The organism is Pseudomonas mangiferae (genome assembly GCF_007109405.1).
GTDB classification, from domain to species: Bacteria; Pseudomonadota; Gammaproteobacteria; order Pseudomonadales; family Pseudomonadaceae; genus Pseudomonas_T; species Pseudomonas_T mangiferae.
The window spans coordinates 168626-188780 of record NZ_VJOY01000004.1 but is presented as its reverse complement, the minus strand read 5'-3'; the positions used below and the strand labels follow the sequence as shown (position 1 = coordinate 188780).

General features: G+C 67.2%; 16 protein-coding genes. All 16 read right to left on the bottom strand.

Annotated features, from left to right (window positions below; all coding sequences use genetic code 11):
• Positions 1 to 50: 50 nt before the first annotated feature.
• Positions 51 to 896: a 3-deoxy-8-phosphooctulonate synthase gene (kdsA, locus tag FM069_RS07020; protein WP_143487577.1), complete on the bottom strand. Its 846-nt coding sequence runs from the start codon at positions 894 to 896 to the stop codon at positions 51 to 53.
• Complete coding sequence (locus FM069_RS07015; protein WP_143487576.1) at positions 893 to 2524, bottom strand: CTP synthase; 1632 nt, start codon at positions 2522 to 2524, stop codon at positions 893 to 895. The genes kdsA and FM069_RS07015 overlap by 4 nt, the downstream gene beginning before the upstream one ends.
• Before the next feature lie 179 nt (positions 2525 to 2703).
• Entirely contained in the window at positions 2704 to 4011 is a 1308-nt protein-coding gene (tilS, locus tag FM069_RS07010) for a tRNA lysidine(34) synthetase TilS (RefSeq protein ID WP_143487575.1), read from the bottom strand.
• A gap of 52 nt (positions 4012 to 4063) precedes the next feature.
• Entirely contained in the window at positions 4064 to 5014 is a 951-nt protein-coding gene (locus FM069_RS07005; RefSeq protein WP_143487574.1) for an acetyl-CoA carboxylase carboxyltransferase subunit alpha, read from the bottom strand.
• Positions 5015 to 5173: 159 nt separating this feature from the next.
• Complete coding sequence (gene dnaE / locus FM069_RS07000) at positions 5174 to 8695, bottom strand: DNA polymerase III subunit alpha (RefSeq protein ID WP_143487573.1); 3522 nt, start codon at positions 8693 to 8695, stop codon at positions 5174 to 5176.
• 99 nt (positions 8696 to 8794) lie between these two features.
• Positions 8795 to 9457 (bottom strand): ribonuclease HII, encoded by a 663-nt coding sequence (gene rnhB, locus FM069_RS06995; RefSeq protein WP_143487572.1) that lies wholly within the window; start codon positions 9455 to 9457, stop codon positions 8795 to 8797.
• The gene (gene lpxB / locus FM069_RS06990; RefSeq protein ID WP_143487571.1) at positions 9457 to 10590 is read right to left on the bottom strand and encodes a lipid-A-disaccharide synthase; all 1134 of its coding nucleotides are present in this window, start codon (positions 10588 to 10590) and stop codon (positions 9457 to 9459) included. Before lpxB ends, rnhB begins: the two co-directional genes overlap by 1 nt.
• A gap of 3 nt (positions 10591 to 10593) precedes the next feature.
• Positions 10594 to 11370, bottom strand: coding sequence for an acyl-ACP--UDP-N-acetylglucosamine O-acyltransferase (gene lpxA / locus FM069_RS06985; RefSeq protein WP_143487570.1), 777 nt, complete (start codon positions 11368 to 11370; stop codon positions 10594 to 10596).
• The gene (fabZ, locus tag FM069_RS06980) at positions 11367 to 11807 is read right to left on the bottom strand and encodes a 3-hydroxyacyl-ACP dehydratase FabZ (RefSeq protein WP_143487569.1); all 441 of its coding nucleotides are present in this window, start codon (positions 11805 to 11807) and stop codon (positions 11367 to 11369) included. The genes lpxA and fabZ overlap by 4 nt, the downstream gene beginning before the upstream one ends.
• Before the next feature lie 129 nt (positions 11808 to 11936).
• On the bottom strand, positions 11937 to 12995 hold the full coding sequence (lpxD, locus tag FM069_RS06975) for a UDP-3-O-(3-hydroxymyristoyl)glucosamine N-acyltransferase (protein WP_143487568.1): 1059 nt from the start codon (positions 12993 to 12995) through the stop codon (positions 11937 to 11939).
• A gap of 2 nt (positions 12996 to 12997) precedes the next feature.
• Complete coding sequence (locus tag FM069_RS06970; RefSeq protein ID WP_143487567.1) at positions 12998 to 13501, bottom strand: OmpH family outer membrane protein; 504 nt, start codon at positions 13499 to 13501, stop codon at positions 12998 to 13000.
• Between the two features lie 48 nt (positions 13502 to 13549).
• Positions 13550 to 15937 (bottom strand): outer membrane protein assembly factor BamA, encoded by a 2388-nt coding sequence (gene bamA / locus FM069_RS06965; RefSeq protein WP_143487566.1) that lies wholly within the window; start codon positions 15935 to 15937, stop codon positions 13550 to 13552.
• Positions 15938 to 16010: 73 nt separating this feature from the next.
• Positions 16011 to 17363: a sigma E protease regulator RseP gene (gene rseP, locus FM069_RS06960; RefSeq protein WP_143487565.1), complete on the bottom strand. Its 1353-nt coding sequence runs from the start codon at positions 17361 to 17363 to the stop codon at positions 16011 to 16013.
• 25 nt (positions 17364 to 17388) lie between these two features.
• Positions 17389 to 18579: a 1-deoxy-D-xylulose-5-phosphate reductoisomerase gene (ispC, locus tag FM069_RS06955; RefSeq protein WP_143487564.1), complete on the bottom strand. Its 1191-nt coding sequence runs from the start codon at positions 18577 to 18579 to the stop codon at positions 17389 to 17391.
• Positions 18576 to 19391, bottom strand: a complete 816-nt coding sequence (locus FM069_RS06950) for a phosphatidate cytidylyltransferase (RefSeq protein WP_143487563.1) — start codon at positions 19389 to 19391, stop codon at positions 18576 to 18578. The genes ispC and FM069_RS06950 overlap by 4 nt, the downstream gene beginning before the upstream one ends.
• On the bottom strand, positions 19385 to 20149 hold the full coding sequence (gene uppS / locus FM069_RS06945; protein WP_143487562.1) for a polyprenyl diphosphate synthase: 765 nt from the start codon (positions 20147 to 20149) through the stop codon (positions 19385 to 19387). The genes FM069_RS06950 and uppS overlap by 7 nt, the downstream gene beginning before the upstream one ends.
• Positions 20150 to 20155 lie beyond the last annotated feature (6 nt).

The following is a 20155-nucleotide window of genomic DNA, read 5'->3' as shown; positions in this document are numbered from 1 at the left end:
CCGGCGGGGCCGGGCGGGTTCGTGCGGCACTGTACCGGAGAACGCCCGATTCAGGCAGTCTCGATCGGCGGAAAGCTCTTCACCAGGTCGTCCAGGCGCTTGAGCTGGTCGAGGAAGGCTTCCAGCTTGTCCAGGCGCAGGGCGCACGGGCCGTCGCAGCGAGCGTGCTCCGGGTCCGGGTGGGCTTCGAGGAACAGGCCCGCCAGCCCCTGGCTCATGCCGGCCTTGGCCAGGTCGGTGACCTGGGCGCGACGGCCGCCGGCGGAATCCGCGCGTCCGCCGGGCATCTGCAGAGCGTGGGTCACGTCGAAGAACACCGGGTAGCCGAACTGCTTCATGATGCCGAAGCCGAGCATGTCCACCACCAGGTTGTTGTAGCCGAAGCTGGAGCCGCGCTCGCAGAGAACCAGGCGATCGTTACCGGCCTCCTCGCACTTGGCGAGGATGTGCTTCATCTCCTGGGGCGCGAGGAACTGGGCCTTCTTGATGTTGATCACCGCGCCGGTCTTGGCCATGGCCACCACCAGGTCGGTCTGCCGCGACAGGAAGGCCGGCAACTGGATGATGTCGCAGACCTCCGCAACCGGCTGGGCCTGGTGGGGCTCGTGGACGTCGGTGATCACCGGGACGCCGAAGGCCTTCTTCACCTCTTCGAAGATCCTCATCCCCTCATCGAGGCCCGGACCGCGGAAGGAGGTGATGGACGAACGGTTGGCCTTGTCGAAGCTGGCCTTGAACACGTAAGGGATGCCGAGCTTGTCAGTGACCCGCACGTATTCCTCGCAGACCTTCAGCGCCATGTCCCGGGATTCCAAGACGTTCATTCCGCCGAACAGCACGAAGGGCTTGTCGTTGGCGATCTCGATGTCGCCGACGCGAACGGTTTTCTGGGTCATGCCTTGCGCGCCTTCTGGGCCAGGGCCGCGTTGACGAAGCCGCTGAACAGCGGGTGGCCGTCACGGGGCGTGGAGGTGAATTCCGGGTGGAACTGGCAGGCGACGAACCACGGATGGTCCTGGCTCTCCACCACTTCCACCAGCGCGCCGTCGGAGGAGCGGCCGGTGACCTTGAGGCCAGCGTCGATCAGCTGCGGCAGCAGGTTGTTGTTCACCTCGTAGCGGTGGCGATGGCGCTCGACGATCACGTCCTTGCCATAGCAGGCGTGCACCTGGGAGTTGCCCTCCAGGCGGCAGTCCTGGGCGCCCAGGCGCATGGTGCCGCCCAGGTCGGAGGCTTCGCTGCGAAGCTCGGTGGTGCCGGCGGCGTCCTGCCATTCGGCGATCAGGCCGACCACCGGGTGGCCGCTGGACTTGTCGAACTCGGTGGAGTTGGCGTCGGTCCAGCCCATCACGTTGCGGGCGAACTCGATCACCGCCACCTGCATGCCCAGGCAGATGCCCAGGTAGGGGATGCGGTTCTCCCGGGCGTACTGCACGGTGCTGATCTTGCCCTCCACGCCGCGCAGGCCGAAACCGCCCGGTACGAGGATCGCATCGACGTCCTCCAGGAGGCCGGTGCCCTGGTTCTCGATGTCTTCCGAATCGATATAGCGCAGGTTCACCTTGGTGCGGTTCTGGATGCCGGCGTGGCTCATGGCCTCGATCAGCGATTTGTAGGCATCCAGCAGCTCCATGTACTTGCCGACCATGGCGATGGTGACTTCCCGCTCCGGGTTCAGCTTGGCATCCACCACGCGGTCCCACTCGGACAGGTCGGCACCGCCGCACTGCAGGCCGAAACGCTCGACGACGAAGTCGTCCAGGCCTTGGGCGTGCAGCACCGAGGGAATGCGGTAGATGGTGTCCACGTCTTCAAGGGCGATCACCGCGCGCTCTTCGACGTTGGTGAACAGGGCGATCTTGCGCCGCGAGGACAGGTCGATCTCGTGGTCGGAACGGCAGATCAGCACGTCCGGCTGCAGGCCGATGGAGCGCAGCTCCTTCACCGAGTGCTGGGTGGGCTTGGTCTTGGTCTCGCCAGCGGTGGCGATGTAGGGCACCAGGGTCAGGTGCATGAGCATGGCGCGCTTGGCGCCCACTTCCACCCGCAGCTGGCGGATCGCCTCGAGGAACGGCTGCGACTCGATGTCGCCCACGGTGCCGCCGATCTCCACCATGGCCACGTCGGCGTCGCCGGCGCCCTTGATGATGCGTCGCTTGATCTCGTCGGTGATGTGGGGGATCACCTGGATGGTGGCGCCGAGGTAGTCGCCCCGCCGCTCGCGGCGCAGCACGTCCTCGTAGACGCGACCGGTGGTGAAGTTGTTGTTCTGGGTCATGGTGGTGCGGATGAACCGCTCGTAATGGCCCAGGTCGAGGTCGGTCTCGGCGCCGTCGTGGGTGACGAACACCTCGCCGTGCTGGAACGGGCTCATGGTGCCCGGATCGACGTTGATGTAAGGGTCCAGCTTGAGCATCGTGACCTTCAGGCCCCGCGCCTCCAGGATGGCCGCCAATGAAGCCGAGGCGATGCCTTTCCCCAATGAAGAAACAACACCGCCCGTGACGAAGATGTAGCGCGTCATGAAAAACCCTAGAAGTCTGCGTTTGGGCGGCTGGCGCCGCCAGGAAGCCGAGTCGGGCCTGGGCCCTGTACGGGCGAGGTCGTTGACGTCGCCGGCAATGCACGCCGCTGCGGGGTCCGAGGGATCCGCAGAAGCGCTAGTAAGACGGGAGCGTAGTCTACCCGCAAAGCCCCCTCAGCTCAAACCGTATCGCCCGGTGGCGGCGTCCAGCGCAGCGCAGCGTCCACGCCGGCCGGACGGTCCAGCCCGGGCAGGTTGGCCACGGCCCGGGGCTCGCCGTCGCAATAGAGCAGCGGCAAACGGCCGCGCGCGAAGCCCGGCACACCGGCTTCGTTGAGCAGGCGCTTGAGGTCGCGGTGGCCACGCCCCGGCAGCGCCAACTGCTCGCCGCCCGCCCGGTAGCGTACCGTCCAGTCCCCTGGGGGCGGCGTGCCTTGCCAGGTCAGGACGCCGTTGCCCGGCAGCGCCAGGGACGCCTCGCCCACCGGCCAGGCGGGCGGGTGGGGTGGCGGGCGCAACCAGTCGCCCGACAGCCACCACAGGTGCCCGTCGGCGCGATGCAGTTCGCCTCGCGCCAGCCGCCACACCGGCGTGGCATCGGCCTTGGCGTCCCGCAGGGTTTCCCAGCCGACCCAATGGTCCAGGTCCGGCAAGGGTGTAAAGGCGGCCAGCCAGGCGCGCAGGGCATTGCGCTGGCGCGCCGGCGACAAGCGCGCCAGGGGCGCCAGGGCCAGGGACGGCAAACCCAGCCAGGGCCAGCGCGCGCCGGGCTCGGCAGCGCCCACGTCGAGGGCCGCCAGGTCCTCCAGCAACGACTCCGCTTCCCGCAGGTGAGCAGCGCTGCGGGCCAGGTTCGCCGCCGCCTGGGGCCAGCGCCCGTGCAGGCTAGGGAGGATGTCATGGCGCAAGTGGTTGCGAGCCAGATGAGTGTCGCGGTTGGATGGGTCATCCACCCAATCCAGCCCCAGCGCTCGGGCATGGCGCTCCAGTTCGGCCCGGCCGACGCCCAGCAAGGGACGCACCAGCCAGCCCTGGCCGAGGCGGCGCTGCACCGGCATGCCCGCCAGCCCGCGCACACCGGCGCCCCGTAGCAGCCTGAACAGCAGGGTCTCGGCCTGGTCGTCCCGGTGGTGGGCGGTGAACAGCACGTCACCCTGGGAACAGGCGGCCTCGAAAGCACCGTAGCGAGCAGTGCGCGCCGCCTGCTCGAGACTGGCCCCCGCATCCACCCGGACCGACACGCAGTCCAGCGGAACGTCCAGGGTGGCGCACAGCGCACGACAGTGCGCGGGCCACGAGGCCGCTGCGGCCTGCAGGCCATGCTCGACATGCAGGGCCCGGAGCGGCGGGTGACGGTCCCGCTGCGGATGACGGGCGAGCAGGTGCAGCAACACGCTGGAATCCAGCCCGCCGCTGAGCGCCACGCACCAGCCGCTTGCCTGGCGCCAAGGGGCCAGGGCTGCGTCGAGACGCTGCAGGAGGGTCATGGCGGAAGGGAAACGGGGCCGCGCGGAAGGGGAAGGCGGCCCCGAACGGCGCTTACAGCGCGCCGTAGCTCATCAGGCGCTCGTAGCGACGTGTCAGCAGCGCGTCCATGTCGAGGCCCCGCAGGTGGTCGAGCTGGCTGATCAGTTCCTTGCCCAGGGCCTCGGCCATGGCCGCGGGGTCGCGGTGGGCGCCGCCCAGGGGCTCCTCGATCACCTTGTCGACGATGCCCAGGCCCTTCAGGCGCTCGGCGGTGATGCCCATGGCCTCGGCGGCATCGGCGGCCTTCTCGGCGGTCTTCCAGAGGATCGAGGCGCAGCCCTCCGGGGAGATCACCGAATAGGTGGAGTACTGCAGCATGTTCAGGCTGTCGCAGACGCCGATGGCCAGGGCGCCGCCGGAGCCGCCCTCGCCGATCACCGTGGCGATCACCGGGGTCTTCAGGCGGGCCATGACCCGCAGGTTCCAGGCGATCGCCTCACTCTGGTTGCGTTCTTCGGCGTCGATGCCGGGGTAGGCGCCCGGGGTGTCGATGAAGGTGAGGATCGGCAGCTTGAAACGCTCGGCCATTTCCATCAGGCGGCAGGCCTTGCGGTAGCCCTCGGGGCGCGGCATGCCGAAATTGCGGCGGACCTTCTCGCGGACCTCGCGGCCCTTCTGGTGGCCGATGACCATCACCGGCTCGCCGTCCAGGCGCGCCACGCCGCCGACAATGGCGGCATCGTCGGAGAAATGCCGGTCGCCATGGAGTTCATCGAACTCGGTGAACAGGTGGGACAGGTAGTCGAGGGTGTACGGACGCTTGGGGTGCCGGGCGAGCTGGGCGATCTGCCAGCTGGACAGGTTGCCGAAGATGCTTTCGGTGAGCGACTTGCTCTTGTCCTGCAGGCGGGCGATCTCGTCGCTGATGTTCAGGGCGTTGTCGTTGCCGACCAGGCGCAACTCTTCGATCTTGGCTTGCAGGTCGGCGATCGGCTGTTCGAAATCGAGGAAATTCGGGTTCATAGGCTTCCGTCGTGCGCGTGGGGCCAGGCGGCTGGGTCCATTCGACGCCCTACCTTACGGGATCGGGCGACCGGGGTCGAGCCGACGCGGGACCGGCCGGCCGCCTCGGTGTGTGGGGCGGGCCGGGCGGCGGCGGAAGACGAATCCCGGCCTGTCGCGTCAGCGGTAGTGGAGGAAGACGTTGTCCCGTCCGAACTGGTCACGCAGCGCCTGGATCAGGCTGTCCGCGGGGTCCACTCGCCAGGTTTCGCCGAACTGCAGCAGCGCGCGGGCCTCGTCGCCCCGGTACTCCAGGGTGATCGGGCAGCCGCCGCGGTGGCGGCCGATCAGTTCGCCCAGCCAGCGCAGCCGGTCGCCCTGCAGGGCCTGGTTGTCCAGCTTCATGCGCAGGCTGTCGGCGAGGCCGGTGCGCGCCTCCTCCAGGCTCATGACGCGCTTGGCGCGCAGGCGCAGACCGCCGGAGAAGTCGTCCTGACTGACCTCGCCCTCGATCACCACCAGGGCGTCGGTCTGCAACAGCGCCTGGGCCGCGCTGAACGCCTCGGCGAACAGCGAGGCCTCGATGCGGCCGGAGCGGTCGTCGAGGGTGACGAAGCCCATCTTGTCGCCCTTCTTGTTCTTCATCACCCGCAGGTTGACGATCAGCCCGGCCACCGTCTGGGTGTCCCGCGCCGGCTTCAGCTCGACGATCCGTTGCCGGGCGAACCGCCGCACCTCACCCTCGTACTCGTCGATGGGGTGCCCGGTGAGGTAGAGGCCGAGGGTGTCCTTCTCGCCCTTGAGGCGTTCCTTGAGGGACAGTTCGCGCACCGAGCGGTGGTTGCCGTAGACGTCTGCCTCCGGCTCGGCGAACAGTCCGCCGAACAGGTCCATGTGGCCGCTGTCCTGGCTGCGGGCAGTCTGCTCCGCGGCGGCGATGGCCTCTTCCATGGCCGCCAGCAGCACGGCGCGGTTGAGGTCGACGCTGGCCTGGTAGGCCTTCAGCTCGTCCTGGTAGTAGGGCCCCATGCGATCCAGGGCGCCGGAGCGGATCAGCGCCTCCAGGGTGCGCTTGTTGATGCGCTTGAGGTCGACCCGGCCGCAGAAGTCGAACAGGTCCTTGAACGGCCCGCCCTGAGTCCGGCATTCGGTGATCGCTTCCACCGGTCCCTCGCCCACGCCTTTGATGGCACCCAGGCCGTAGACGATGCGGCCATCGTCGTTGACGGTGAACTTGAATTCCGAGGTGTTGACGTCCGGCGCGTCGATGCGCAGCTTCATGTGCCGGCATTCCTCGATGAGGATCACCACCTTGTCGGTGTTGTGCATGTCCGCGGAGAGCACCGCGGCCATGAACGGCGCCGGGAAGTGGGCCTTCAGCCAGGCGGTCTGGTAGGAGACCAGGCCATAGGCCGCCGAGTGGGACTTGTTGAAGCCGTAGCCGGCGAATTTTTCCACCAGGTCGAAGATGTTGCCCGCCAGGTCGGCGTCGATGCCGTTGTTGGCGCAGCCCTCGATGAAGCCGCCACGCTGCTTGGCCATTTCCTCGGGCTTCTTCTTGCCCATGGCACGGCGCAGCATGTCGGCGCCACCGAGGGTGTAGCCGGCCATCACCTGGGCGATCTGCATCACCTGTTCCTGATAGAGGATGATGCCGTAGGTGGGCGCCAGCACCGGCTTGAGGCCCTCGTACTGGTAGTCGGGGTGCGGGTAGGCCAGTTCGGCGCGGCCGTGCTTGCGGTTGATGAAGTCGTCCACCATGCCCGACTGCAGCGGGCCCGGGCGGAACAGCGCCACCAGGGCGATGAGGTCCTCCAGGCAGTCCGGCTTGAGCTTCTTGATCAGCTCCTTCATGCCGCGGGATTCCAGCTGGAACACCGCGGTGGTCTCGGCCTTCTGCAGCAGCGAGTAGGTGGGCTTGTCGTCCAGGGGGATGAAGTCGATGTTCACCGGCTCCAGGCCCTTCTTGGCCTGCTCCCGGTTGATGGTCTCCATGGCCCACTTGATGATGGTCAGGGTCCGCAGGCCGAGGAAGTCGAACTTCACCAGGCCGGCCTGCTCGACGTCGTCCTTGTCGAACTGGGTCACCAGGCCACCGCCCTCCTCGTCGCAGGCGATGGGCGAGAAATCCGTGAGCTTGGTGGGGGCGATCACCACGCCCCCGGCGTGCTTGCCGGTGCCGCGGGTGATGCCTTCCAGCTTCAGCGCCATGTCCCAGATCTCCCGGGCGTCCTCGTCAGTGGCGAGGAAATCCCGGAGCATCTCTTCCTGCTCGTAGGCCTTGTCGAGGGTCATGCCGACTTCGAAGGGAATCATCTTCGACAGGCGGTCGGCGAGACCGTAGGACTTGCCCTGCACCCGGGCCACGTCGCGCACCACCGCCTTGGCCGCCATGGTGCCGAAGGTGATGATCTGGCTCACCGCGTTGCGCCCGTAGGCCTCGGCCACGTAGTCGATCACCCGGTCGCGGCCGTCCATGCAGAAGTCGACGTCGAAGTCGGGCATGGAGATCCGCTCGGGGTTGAGGAACCGCTCGAACAGCAGGTCGTAGGCCAGCGGGTCGAGGTCGGTGATCTTCAGGACGTAGGCCACCAGGCTGCCGGCGCCCGAGCCCCGGCCGGGCCCGACCGGCACGTCGTTGTTCTTCGCCCACTTGATGAAGTCCATCACGATGAGGAAGTAACCGGGGAAACCCATCTGGATGATGATGTCCAGCTCGAAATTCAGCCGGTCGAGGTAGACCTGGCGCTTCTCGTCGTAGTCCGGGGTGTCCGTGGGCAGCAGCACCGCGAGACGGTCGTCCAGGCCCTCGAAGGACACCTTGCGCAGGTAGTCGTCGATGGTCATGCCCGCGGGGATCGGGAAATTGGGCAGGAAGTATTTGCCCAGCTGCACTTCGATGTTGCAGCGCTTGGCGATCTCCACGGTGTTTTCCAGCGCCTCGGGCAGGTCGCTGAACAGATCCGCCATTTCCTCGGCGGTCTTCAGGTACTGCTGGTCCGAGTAGTTGCGCGGCCGGCGCGGGTCGTCCAGGGTACGGCCTTCGCCGATGCAGACCCGGGTCTCGTGGGCCTCGAAGTCCTCCTGCTTGAGGAAGCGCACGTCGTTGGTGGCCACCAGGGGCGTGGCGGTGCGGCTCGCCAGGTCCACCGCCGCATGCAGGTGCTCCTCGTCGTTGACCCGCGAGGTGCGCTGCACTTCCAGGTAGAAGCGCCCGGGGAACACCTCGCGCCACTCCATCAGCAACGCCTCGGCCAGGGCCGGCTCGCCGTCCAGCAGGGCGTGGCCCACCTCCCCTTCCTTGGCGCCGGACAGGGCGATCAGGCCTTCGGCGGCCTGCTTCACCCACTCCCGCTCGATGATCACCTCGCCATTGCGCTGGCCCTCGACGAAACCGCGGGAGACCAGCTCGGTGAGGTTGCGGTAGCCCTTGGCGTTCATCGCCAGCAGGGTCATGCGGGTCAGCGGGCCATCTTCGGTGCGGCTCGCCAGCCACAGGTCGGCGCCGCAAAGGGGCTTGATGCCGGCGCCCATGGCGCTCTTGTAGAACTTCACCAGGGAGCACATGTTGCCCTGGTCGGTCACCGCCACCGCCGGCATCTTCAGCCCGGCCACCGCCTTCACCAGGGGTTTGACCCGGACCAGGCCATCGACCAGGGAGTATTCGGTGTGCAGGCGAAGGTGGACGAAGGAAGCGGACATGCGGAAACCCTTTGCGCGGCGAAGACGACGCGGGATTGTACCGGCCCGGTTGGCAAAGCTACAGGTTGGCGATCGGTCCGCCGCCCGTGCGGTGTCCCGTCAGAGGATCGGCAGCGGCGTGCCCGGGGGCAGCGGATCGAGGGCGGTGCCGAGTCCCGCCCGGGCGAACAGCAGCGCGGCCTCGCGCACCGGGGCGAAGGAATGGCGGTGGATCGGGGTGGGGCCGAGGCGCTTCAGGGCGTCCAAGTGCTGCGGGGTGGAGTAGCCCTTGTGGGCGGCCATGCCGTAGTCCGGGTAGAGGCCGTCCATCTCGCCCATCTCCCGGTCGCGGCTGACCTTGGCGAGGATCGAGGCGGCGGCGATGGCCGGAATCTGGCTGTCGCCCTTGATCACCGGGGCGCTGGGCACCGCCAGGCGTGGGCAACGGTTGCCATCGATGAGGGCCAGGCGCGGCAGCACGCTGAGCCCTTCCACCGCCCGCTGCATGGCCAACATGGTGGCGTGGAGGATGTTCAGGCTGTCGATCTCGTGGACCTCGGCGCGGCCGACGCACCAGGCCAGGGCCTTCTCGCGAATTTCGTGGTACAGCGCCTCGCGACGGGCCTCGCTGAGCAGCTTCGAGTCGTTGAGCCCCTTGATCGGCCGGCCTGGATCGAGGATCACCGCGGCGGTCACCACCGGGCCGCACAGCGGGCCGCGGCCCACTTCGTCGACGCCGGCGACGAGTTCTTCCACCAGGGCGAAATCCAGGCCCATCTGCATCAGGGTTCTCCAATCAGGTTCAGCACCGCGTCCGCCGCCTGGACGGAGGCGTCGCGGCGCAGGGCGCGGTGGATGGCGTCGAACGCCTCGGTCTGCCGCTCCGGCTCGTCGAGCAAGGGTAGCAGGGTCCGCGCCAGGGCGTCGGGGGTGGCCGCGTCCTGGATCAGTTCCGGCACCAGCACGCGCCCGGCCAGCAAGTTCGGCAGCGACACGTAGGGACTTTTCACCAGGCGCTTGAGCAGGCGGAAGGTCAGTGGCGCCATGCGGTAGGCCACCACCATCGGCCGCTTGTGCAGCAACGCCTCCAGGGTCGCCGTGCCGGAGGCGATGAGCACCCCGTCGCAGGCCGCCAGGGCGTCGTGGGAACGGCCATCCAGCAGGGTCACTGGCAGGTCGCGACCCGCCAGCAGCGCCTCCAGCTGCACTCGCCGCGCCGGGCTGGCGCAGGGCAGCACGAAACGCAGCCCCGGGCGCTGGGCCAGCAGGCGTTCGGCGGTGTCGAGGAACAGGCCGCCCAGGCGACTCACTTCCCCGCCCCGGCTGCCCGGCAGCAGGGCGACCACTTCGCCGACCTCGGGCAGGCCAAGGCGCTGGCGCGCCGCCCGGCGGTCCACGTCCAGGGGAATGGTGTCCGCCAGCGGATGGCCGACGAAGCGCACCGGCACCTGGTGCTCGTCGTAGAAACGCGCCTCGAAGGGGAACAGCGTGAGCATCAGGTCGCAGGCTTCGCGGATCTTCAGCACTCGCTTCTGCCGCCAGGCCCACACCGACGGGCTGACGTAGTGCACCGTGCGCAGGCCGGCGCGGCGCAGGCCCAGTTCCAGGTCGAGGTTGAAATCCGGGGCATCGATGCCGATCACCACGTCGGGGCGCTCGGCGATCAACCGGCGACGCAGGCGCCGACGGCGCAGCAGCAACTCCGGCAGGCGGCCCAGGACTTCCACGAGGCCCATCACGGCCAGGCGCTCCTGGGGGAAATGGGACACCAGCCCTTCGGCTTCCATCAGCGGCCCGCCGACGCCGGTGAAGACGATGTCGGGGTGGCGTGCCTTGAGTGCTCGGATCAGCCCGGCCCCCAGCAGATCACCGGATGCCTCGCCGGCGATCAGTGCGATGCGCAATGCCCTGCCCATGGGTCAGCGGGTGATGCCCCGGGTGGAAGACTGGATCGAGTCGCGGAAGACCGCGACTTCGGGGAACTGCAGGGCGGCCTCGGCCAGTTCGGCCAGGGCCTGCTCCACCATCAGCCCCTGGCGGTAGACCACCTTGTAGGCGCGGCGCAGGGCATGGATCGCCTCGGCGGAGAAACCGCGGCGGCGCATGCCCTCGAAATTCATGCTGCGGGCTTCGGCCGGGTTGCCGAAGACGGTGACGTAGGCCGGCACGTCCTTGCCGATGGCGGTGCCCATGCCGGAAAAACTGTGGGCACCGATGCGGCAGAACTGGTGCACCAGGGTGAAGCCCGAGAGGATCGCCCAGTCGTCCACGTGGACATGGCCGGCCAGGGCGGTGTTGTTGACCAGGATGCAGTGGTTGGCGATGACGCTGTCGTGGCCGATGTGCACGTAGGCCATGAACAGGTTGTGGTCGCCGATGGTGGTTTCCGCGCGGTCCTGCACGGTGCCGCGGTGGATGGTCACGCCTTCGCGGATGACGTTATGGTCACCGATCACCAGGCGGGTCGCTTCACCCTTGTACTTCAGGTCCGGCGTATCTTCCCCCACCGAAGAGAATTGATAGATCCGGTTGTGGCGGCCGATGCGGGTCGGGCCTTTGACGATGACATGAGGGCCGATCACCGTGCCTTCGCCGATTTCGACGTCGGGACCGATGATCGACCAGGGACCGACCTGAACGCCATCCGCCAGCCGTGCCGACGGATCGATGATGGCGCGAGGGTCGATCAAACTCATAGTTTGCGTTCCGCACAGATGATTTCGGCCGAGCACACTTCCTTGCCGTCGACGCTGGCCTGGCATTCGAACTTCCAGATGCTGCGCTTCACGCTGACGAAGGTGGCTTCAAGGATCAACTGGTCGCCCGGCAGCACCGGCTGGCGGAAGCGCAGCTTGTCCGAGCCTACGAAGTAATAGAGCGTGCCATCGGCAGGTTTCACGTCGAGCATCTTGAAGCCGAGGATTCCCGCCGCCTGGGCCATCGCCTCGATGATCAGCACGCCGGGCATGATGGGGTGCTCCGGGAAGTGCCCATTGAAGAACGGCTCGTTGATGCTGACATTCTTGTAGGCCCGAATGCGCTTGCCTTCGACGTCGAGGTCGACTACCCGATCCACCAGCAGGAAAGGATAGCGGTGCGGCAGGTATTCGCGAATCTCGTTGATGTCCATCATGTGCGGGGAAGCCTGTATAGAAAGATAGAAACGCGCGGTGCACGGGGCATGGCGCGTCAGAACGTAGCGAAGCGGCTCCGCTACGAACGGTCCTGGGCGGTTCGGCGCAGGCCGAAGCCAAACGGGGAATCAGGCATCAGATGAGACGTCCCCCTCCGAGGTCACGGCGGCCAGGCGTTTTTCCACCTGTTGCAGGCGTTTCGCCATGTCGTCCAACTGCCGGATGCGCGCCGCGCTCTTCCGCCACTCCGCCGCCGGCTGCATGGCGGTGCCGGACGAATAGGCGCCCGGCTCGCTGATGGAGCGGGTGACCATGGTCATGCCGGTGACGAAGACGTTGTCGCACAGCTCGATGTGGCCCACCAGGCCGACGCCGCCCGCCAGCATGCAGTGGCGGCCGATCTTGGTGCTGCCGGAAATGCCCACGCAGGCGGCCATGGCGGTGTGGTCGCCGATCTGCACGTTGTGGGCGATCATGATCTGGTTGTCCAGCTTCACGCCGTTGCCGATGACGGTGTCCGCCAGGGCGCCGCGGTCGATGGTGGTATTGGCACCGATCTCGACGTCGTCGCCGATGCTCACGCCGCCGATCTGGGCGATCTTCTGCCAGACGCCTTTCTCATTGGCGAAGCCGAAGCCTTCGCCACCGATCACCGCGCCGGACTGGATCACCACGCGGCGGCCGATGGTGACGTCGTGGTAGAGGGTGACCCGGGGCGCCAGCCAGCCACCCTCGCCGATCCGGCTGCGGGCGCCAATCACGCAATGGGCGCCTAGGGTAACGTTCGCCTCGATGCGGGCGCCGGCTTCGATCACCGCATAGGCGCCGATGCTGGCGCTGGCGTCGACCCAGGCGTCGGCCGCGATGACCGCGGTGGGATGCACGCCGGGCACCGGACGCGGCGTGCGGTCAAACAGGTGCGACAGCTCGGCGTAGGCGCGGTAGGGGCTTTCCACCACCAGGGCTGCGCCGTCGTAGGCGTCGGCATCGGCGGCGGTCAGCAGCACGGCGGCGGCGCGGGTCTCCGCCAGGTACTTGCGGTACTGGGGGTTGGCCAGGAAGGACAACTGACCAGGGCCGGCCTCCTGCAGGGTGGCGAGCCCGTCGATGGGCGTCGCCGCCTCACCGCGCAGGCTGCCGCCGAGGCGTTCGGCCAACTGACCGAGGGTGAAGACCATGGGGCTCATGCTCAGCGCAGCTGGTTCATGCGCTCGATGACTTGGCGGGTGATGTCGTATTGCGGCTTGACGTCGACCACGGCGCCGCGCTCCAGGACCAGGTCATAGGAGCCCTTCTGCAGGACCTCTTCGACGGCCTTGTCCAGCTTCGGCTTGAGCTGTTTGAGCATGTCGCGGTCGGACACCGCCTTGGCTTCGTTCAGCTCTTTGGACTGGAACTGGAAGTCACGGGCCTTCTGCTTGAATTCGAGCTCGAGGCGCTCGCGCTCGGCCTGGGGCAGCTTGTCACCGCCCTTCACGACGCGGTCCTGCAGGCGCTTGGCGTCGCTCTCCAAGGTCTTCAGCTTGTTCAGCTGCGGACCGAATTTCTTCTCCGCGTCCACGGCGTATTTCTTCGCCGCATCCGACTCCAGGAGCGCCATCTGGTAGTTCAGCACGGCGATCTTCATCTCGGCGAAGGCCGGAGTCGCCAGCAAGGCGCCGCCGAGCAGAACGAGTTGGGTCAACTTACTCACAATGGCACTCCTGCAACACAAGCGGTTGTCTGCAACAAAGTCCGAGGATCAGAAGGTCTGGCCCAGGGAGAACTGGAAGATCTGGGTGTCGCCGTCGTCCGGTTTGCGGATCGGCATGCCCAGGCTGAAGCTCAGCGGGCCGAGCGCGGTGATCCAGGTCAGGCCGACACCCACGGAACTGGCCATGTCGCCGAAGTTTACGCTGCTGCAATCCTTGGAACCGGACGGGCAGCTGGTATCGAAGACGTTACCCACGTCCCAGAACAGCACGGTGCGCAACTGGCGCTGGTCCTTGACGAAGGGCAGCGGGAACAGCAGCTCCACGCCACCCTGGACCAGCACGTTGCCACCGAAGGCCAGGGCATCCTGGTCGGGGTCGGTGCATCGGCCGCGGGAATCGCACTGGCCCGAGGGCAGTTGCTGGCCGTTCCTATACGCCTTGCTGGGCGTGCTGCGCGGGCCCAGGGTGCTGTCCTTGAAGCCTCGCACCGAGTTGAAGCCGCCGGCGTAGTAGTGCTCGTAGAACGGCAGCTCGGAGGTGGAGCCGAAGCTGTCGCCGTAGCCCAGCTCGGTGTGGAAGCGCAGGGCCGTGTTCTGGCTCAGCGGGGCGAAGATCTGGCCGCGGTAGTCCAGCTTGTAGAACGACAGGTCGCTGCCCGGGATGGTGGTCTCGAACACCAGGCTTTGGGAATGACCACGGGTCGCCAGCACGCCCTTGTTCAGGGTCGATTCCGACCAGCCAGCCGAGGCCTTGAAGTTCAGGTAGGTGTCGCCCTCGTTATCGATGAAATCGTAGATTTCCTGCACCGTGTAGCGACCGGTGTCGATATTGTCCTGCTGGGCGCTGAGACCGAAGGTGAGGCGCGACGTCTCGCTGATGGGGTAGCCGACGTTGACCCCGGCGCCCAGGCTGTTGACCGAGTAGCTGGAGATATCGACATCGAGGTCGTCGTAGTCGGTCTTGCGGTAGAAGGCGTTGTAGCCAAGGCTCACGCCGTCGACGGTCCAGTAGGGGTCGACGAAGCTGAAGTTGTAGCGGCTCTGGTACTCGCTGCGGGTCAGGCCGATGCTGACCTTGTTGCCGGTCCCGAGGAAGTTGTTCTGGCTGATAGAGCCACCCAGGATCAGGCCGGCGCTCTGGGCGAAGCCGACGCTGGCGGTGATGGAGCCGGACGGCTGCTCCTCGACGCTGTAGTTGACGTCCACCTGGTCGTCGGAGCCGGGCACCTGCGGGGTCTCGACGTTGACTTCCTTGAAGAAGCCCAGGCGCTCCAGGCGGGTCTTCGACTGGTCGATCAGGTAGGTGGAGGCCCAGCCACCTTCCATCTGGCGCATCTCGCGGCGCAGCACCTCGTCCTCGGTCTTGGTGTTGCCGCGGAAGTTGATGCGGTTGACGTAGGCCCGCTTGCCCGGGTCGACGACGAAGGTCAGGGAGACGGTCTTGTCGTCGTCATGGGGCTCCGGCACGCCGTTCACGTTGGCGAAGGTATAACCCTCGTTGCCCAGGCGGCGGGTGATCAGCTCGGACGTGGTGGTCATCACCTTGCGGGAGAACACCTGGCCGGGCTGGGCCAGCAGCAGTGCCTTGACCTCGTCCTCGGGGACCTTCAGGTCGCCGGAGAGCTTCACGTCGCGGATGGTGTATTTCTCGCCCTCGGCCACGTTCACGGTGATGTAGACGTGCTTCTTGTCGGGCGTGATAGACACCTGGGTAGAGGAGATGTCCATGTTGATGTAGCCGCGGTCCAGGTAGTAGGAGCGCAGACGCTCCAGGTCACCGGACAGCTTCTCGCGGGCGTACTTGTCGTCGTTCTTGAAGAACGACAGCCAGTTGCTGGTCTTCAGTTCGAAGAGGCTGGCGAGCTCGTCGTCGGAGAACACCGTGTTGCCCACCACGTTGATGTGCTGGATGGAGGCCACGGTGCCTTCGTTGATCTTGATCTTCAGCGCGACGCGGTTGCGCGGCTGGGGAATCACCTCGGCGTCGATCTCGGCAGAGTAGCGGCCCTGGGCCACGTACTGACGCTGCAGCTCGTTGCGCACGCCTTCCAGGGTCGCTCGCTGGAAGATCTCGCCCTCGGCGAGGCCGGACTGGTTGAGGCCCTTGAGCAGGTCCTCGCTGGAGATCGCCTTGTTGCCGTCGATCTCGATGCTGGAAATCGAGGGCCGCTCGACCACGTTGATGACCAGGACGTTGCCGTCGCGGCCGAGCTGGATGTCCTGGAAGAAGCCGGTCTTGAACAACGAGCGGGTCGCCTCGACCAGGCGATGGTCGTCGGCCTGCTCGCCGACGTTGAGCGGCAGCGCGCCGAACACGCTGCCCGCCGATACCCGTTGCAGGCCGTTGACACGGATGTCGGTGATGGTGAAAGAGTCGGCGTGAACCTCAGAGATCATGAGTGCGGCAAGCACCGCAGGTAGCAGCAGGCGTTTCATGAGGTCCTTTTTTCCAACGGATGATAAGGAGTCCGCCGACAACGGCGCGGCGGACCCGGAATACGGTGTCGCGTTATAAACGGCTCAAGTCGTTGACCAGGGCGAGCAACATCACCCCGATGACCAGACTGATGCCGATCTGCACACCCCAGGCCTGCACTCGCTCCGATACAGGACGGCCACGCGCCCACTCGACCAGATAGAACAGCAGGTGCCCCCCATCCAGAACGGGGATCGGCAGAAGATTGAGCACCCCCAGGCTGATGCTCAGGTAGGCGAGGAAATTCAGGAAGTCCCCCACGCCCGACTGGGCCGAAGCGCCCGCCACTTTAGCAATGGTTATCGGCCCGCTCAAGTTTTTTACCGAGAGCTGACCCAGCAGCATTTTCTTCAGGGAATCCAGGCTCAGCACGCTCATTTGCCACGTGCGGGACAGCGCCTCGCCGAAGCCGTCGAGGGCACCAAAGCGGATTTCGCGGAGCATGTCGGCCGGCCATTCGATGGCCTGGGGACCGGCGCCGAGGTAGCCGCTGCGGGCCTTGCCCTCGCCCCGGGCGGCCAGGGTGACGGGGACATCCAGGCGCTGGCCGTCCCGCTCGAGGGTCAGGGTGATCGCCGCGTCGGGCCGCGCCCGCAACCAGTCGACCATGCGTTGCCAGTCGTCCACTGCCTCGCCATCCAGGGCGACGATGCGGTCGCCGGCGCGCAGCCCGGCCTTGCTGGCCGGCGCATCGGGCGCCACTTCGCCCAGCACCGGCGGGATCTGCGGACGCCACGGGCGGATGCCCAGAGCGCCCAGGGGGTCGGGCTCTTCTTCGCCCTTGAGCCAGTCCGTCACCGGCACACGATGGGTGGTTTCCACGCTGGAACCCTTGTCCAGCGTGATGAAGTCCAGGGAACCGGTCTCGCCCAGGCGGCGCACCAGTTGCAGGTTGACCGCCGACCAGCCCCGGGTGTGGTCGCCGTTCACCGCCACTACTTCCTGGCCGGATGCCAGGCCGGCCAGGGCCGCCGGGCTGTCCGGCTGTACGTCGCCGATGACCGGGCGCACCTGCTGGCTGCCGAGCATGGCCAGGATCCAGAAAAAGAAGATGGCCAGCAGGAAGTTAGCGATCGGCCCAGCGGCGACGATGGCAATGCGCTGACCCACCGGCTTGCGGTTGAAGGCCTGGTCAAGCAGCTCAGGCGCTACGTCCGCCTCGCGTTCGTCGAGCATCTTCACGTAGCCGCCTAGGGGAATCGCGGCCACGGCGAACTCCGTCCCTTGGCGATCGCGCCAGTGCAGCAACGGCTTGCCGAAACCCACCGAGAAGCGCAGCACCTTGACCCCGCACCGTCGGGCCACCCAGAAGTGCCCGAACTCGTGGAAGGTCACCAGCACGCCGAGGGCGATCAGGGTGCCCAGAATGGTGTAAAGCATGCTCATCGCAATCCTCCGAACGACGGTTCGCCTAGCAGGCGTAGCGCGTCAACCAGGCTCGCGCCTCGACACGTGCGCGGGTATCGGCCGCCATCACCGCATCGAGATCGGCCACCGGCTGCACCGCGTCGCGGGCCAAAACGTGCTCGATCATACCCGCGATTTCATTGAAGCGAATGCGCCGTTCGAGAAACGCCGCCACCGCCAGCTCATTGGCGGCGTTCAGGCAGGCCGGCGCGCTGCCGCCGGCTTCGGCCGCCTGGCGCGCCAGGCGCAGGCACGGGAAACGCTGCTCGTCGGGGGCCTGGAAGTCCAGCCGGCCGATGGCGAAGAGGTCCAGCGGCGCGACTCCGGAATCGATGCGCCGCGGCCAGGCCAGGGCATGGCTGATGGGGGTGCGCATGTCCGGATTGCCCAGCTGGGCCAGCACCGAGCCGTCCACGTAGTCCACCAGGGAGTGGATCACGCTCTGCGGATGGATCACCACCTCGACCCGCTCGGGCGGCGCGTCGAACAGCCAGCAGGCCTCGATCAGTTCCAGACCCTTGTTCATCATGCTGGCGGAATCCACCGAGATCTTTCGCCCCATGGACCAGTTGGGATGGGCACAGGCCTGCTCGGGGGTGACGTGCGCCAGGTCGGCCGCCGGTGTCTCGCGGAACGGGCCGCCGGAGGCGGTCAGCAGGATGCGTCGCACCCCGACCCGCTGCAGCCCCTGGCCATAGTCGCCCGGCAGGCACTGGAAGATGGCGTTGTGTTCGCTGTCGATGGGCAGTAGCACCGCACCGTGGCGCCGGACCGCCTGCATGAACAGCGCGCCGGACATCACCAGCGCTTCCTTGTTGGCCAGCAGCACGCGCTTGCCCGCTTCCACCGCCGCCAGGGTAGGTCGTAGGCCGGCGGCGCCGACGATGGCGGCCATCACGGCGTCCGCCTCTGGGTGGGCCGCCACTTCGCAGAGGCCGGCCTCCCCTGCCAGAACCCGGGTATCCAGGCCGGCGTCCTGCAGACGCGCCTGCAGATGGCGCGCCTGGGCCGCCTCGGGCACCACGGCAAAACGCGGGCGGTGGGTCTGGCAGAGGGTTTCGAGTTCTTTCAGCCGGCTGAAGCCGGTAAGGGCGAAGGCCTGGTAATCCCGCGGATGGCGGGCGATCACATCCAGTGTGCTGAGGCCGATGGAGCCGGTGGCGCCAAGAACGGTGATCTGTTGGGGTCGACTCACAACGTACCCCAGCCGGCGCTCCACAGGAGCGTGGCGTACACCGGAATCGCCGCGGTCAGGCTGTCGATACGATCCAGCACGCCGCCATGGCCGGGCAGCAGATTGCTGCTGTCCTTCACCCCGGCGCGTCGCTTGAACATGCTTTCGGTCAGGTCGCCGACTACCGAGATGAGCACCACGGCGGCGGCACCCATCAGGCCGAGCAGAAACTCGCCAGGCGTCCAGCCCCGGTAGAGCCCCACCGCCGCCGTGAGCAGCAGACTCACCAGCAGTCCACCCAGCAGGCCTTCCCAGCTCTTGCCGGGGCTCACCGCAGGCGCCAGCTTGCGCTTGCCGAACGCGCGGCCGCAGAAGTAGGCGCCGATGTCGGCAGCCCATACCAGCACCATCACCGTCAGGATCAGCCCGTTGGCCAGCGGCCACTGCTTGAGCAGGACCAAACCCTGCCAGGCCGGCAACAGGATCAGCAGGCCGATCAACAGCTTGCCCGGCAGACCGCCCCAGTAGCGGCTGCTGTCGGGGTAGCCCAGCACCAGGGCGATCGCCACCAGCCACCAGGCGACACCGGCCAGCAGCGCCCACGGCGCCAGGGCCGGCGTGGCATGCAGCCCCCAGAGCCCCAGCGCCACCACGGCGGCATAGGCGATGCGCCCGGGCTGAGCCGGCAGGCCGGCCAGGCGCGCCCATTCCCAGGCGCCCAGCACCACCACCGCCCCGATGAACAGGGCGAAGGCATCGCCCTGCAGCCAGAAGAACCCCGCCAGTGCGATGGGCAGCAGGATCAGGGCGGTGATGATCCGTTGTTTCAGCATTGGGCGCGCGCCTCCGCTTCGATCTGTTCGCTGGTCTTGCCGAAGCGCCGCTGGCGCACGGCGAAGTCCGCCAGGGCCTTGCGCATGGCGTCGTGCTTGAAGTCCGGCCAGTACAGGTCGGAGAAATACAGCTCGGCGTAGGCCAGCTGCCAGAGCAGGAAATTGCTGATGCGGTGCTCGCCACCAGTGCGGATGCACAGGTCGGGCAATGGCACGTCGGCCGTGACCAGATGGCGCTGCAGCCGCTGGGGATCGATGTCCTCGGGCTTCAGGCGGCCCGCCTGGACTTCCCGGGCAAGGTACTGGGCGGCCTGGGTGATGTCCCACTGCCCCCCGTAGTTGGCCGCCACCTGCAAGGTGAAACGGCTCTGCCCGGCGGTCAGCGCCTCGGCATCGCGCATGGCGGCCTGCAGCTCGGGATGGAAACGCGAGCGATCACCGATGATCCGCAGGCGGATGCCATTGTCGTTGAGTCGCCGCACCTCCCGGCGCAGCGCCGAGAGGAACAGTTCCATCAGCGCGCTGACCTCGTCGGCGGGACGCTGCCAGTTCTCGCTGGAGAAGGCGAACAGGGTGAGCACGTCCACCCCGGCCTCGGCACAGGTCTCGATCACCGCGCGCACCGCGTCCACCCCGGCCTTGTGGCCGGCGACGCCCGGCAGCAGGCGCTTCTTCGCCCACCGGTTGTTGCCGTCCATGATGATCGCCACATGGCGCGGCACCGCCGGCGGCGCGCTCTTGCGCTGACTTTTGTCCATGACGCG

Coding starts and splice junctions, on each gene's coding strand:
- kdsA (WP_143487577.1), bottom strand. CDS start 896: ATGACCCAGAAAACCGTTCGCGTCGGCGACATCGAGATCGCCAACGAC.
- FM069_RS07015 (WP_143487576.1), bottom strand. CDS start 2,524: ATGACGCGCTACATCTTCGTCACGGGCGGTGTTGTTTCTTCATTGGGG.
- tilS (WP_143487575.1), bottom strand. CDS start 4,011: ATGACCCTCCTGCAGCGTCTCGACGCAGCCCTGGCCCCTTGGCGCCAG.
- FM069_RS07005 (WP_143487574.1), bottom strand. CDS start 5,014: ATGAACCCGAATTTCCTCGATTTCGAACAGCCGATCGCCGACCTGCAA.
- dnaE (WP_143487573.1), bottom strand. CDS start 8,695: ATGTCCGCTTCCTTCGTCCACCTTCGCCTGCACACCGAATACTCCCTG.
- rnhB (WP_143487572.1), bottom strand. CDS start 9,457: ATGCAGATGGGCCTGGATTTCGCCCTGGTGGAAGAACTCGTCGCCGGC.
- lpxB (WP_143487571.1), bottom strand. CDS start 10,590: ATGGGCAGGGCATTGCGCATCGCACTGATCGCCGGCGAGGCATCCGGT.
- lpxA (WP_143487570.1), bottom strand. CDS start 11,370: ATGAGTTTGATCGACCCTCGCGCCATCATCGATCCGTCGGCACGGCTG.
- fabZ (WP_143487569.1), bottom strand. CDS start 11,807: ATGATGGACATCAACGAGATTCGCGAATACCTGCCGCACCGCTATCCT.
- lpxD (WP_143487568.1), bottom strand. CDS start 12,995: ATGAGCCCCATGGTCTTCACCCTCGGTCAGTTGGCCGAACGCCTCGGC.
- bamA (WP_143487566.1), bottom strand. CDS start 15,937: ATGAAACGCCTGCTGCTACCTGCGGTGCTTGCCGCACTCATGATCTCT.
- rseP (WP_143487565.1), bottom strand. CDS start 17,363: ATGAGCATGCTTTACACCATTCTGGGCACCCTGATCGCCCTCGGCGTG.
- FM069_RS06950 (WP_143487563.1), bottom strand. CDS start 19,391: ATGCTGAAACAACGGATCATCACCGCCCTGATCCTGCTGCCCATCGCA.
- uppS (WP_143487562.1), bottom strand. CDS start 20,149: ATGGACAAAAGTCAGCGCAAGAGCGCGCCGCCGGCGGTGCCGCGCCAT.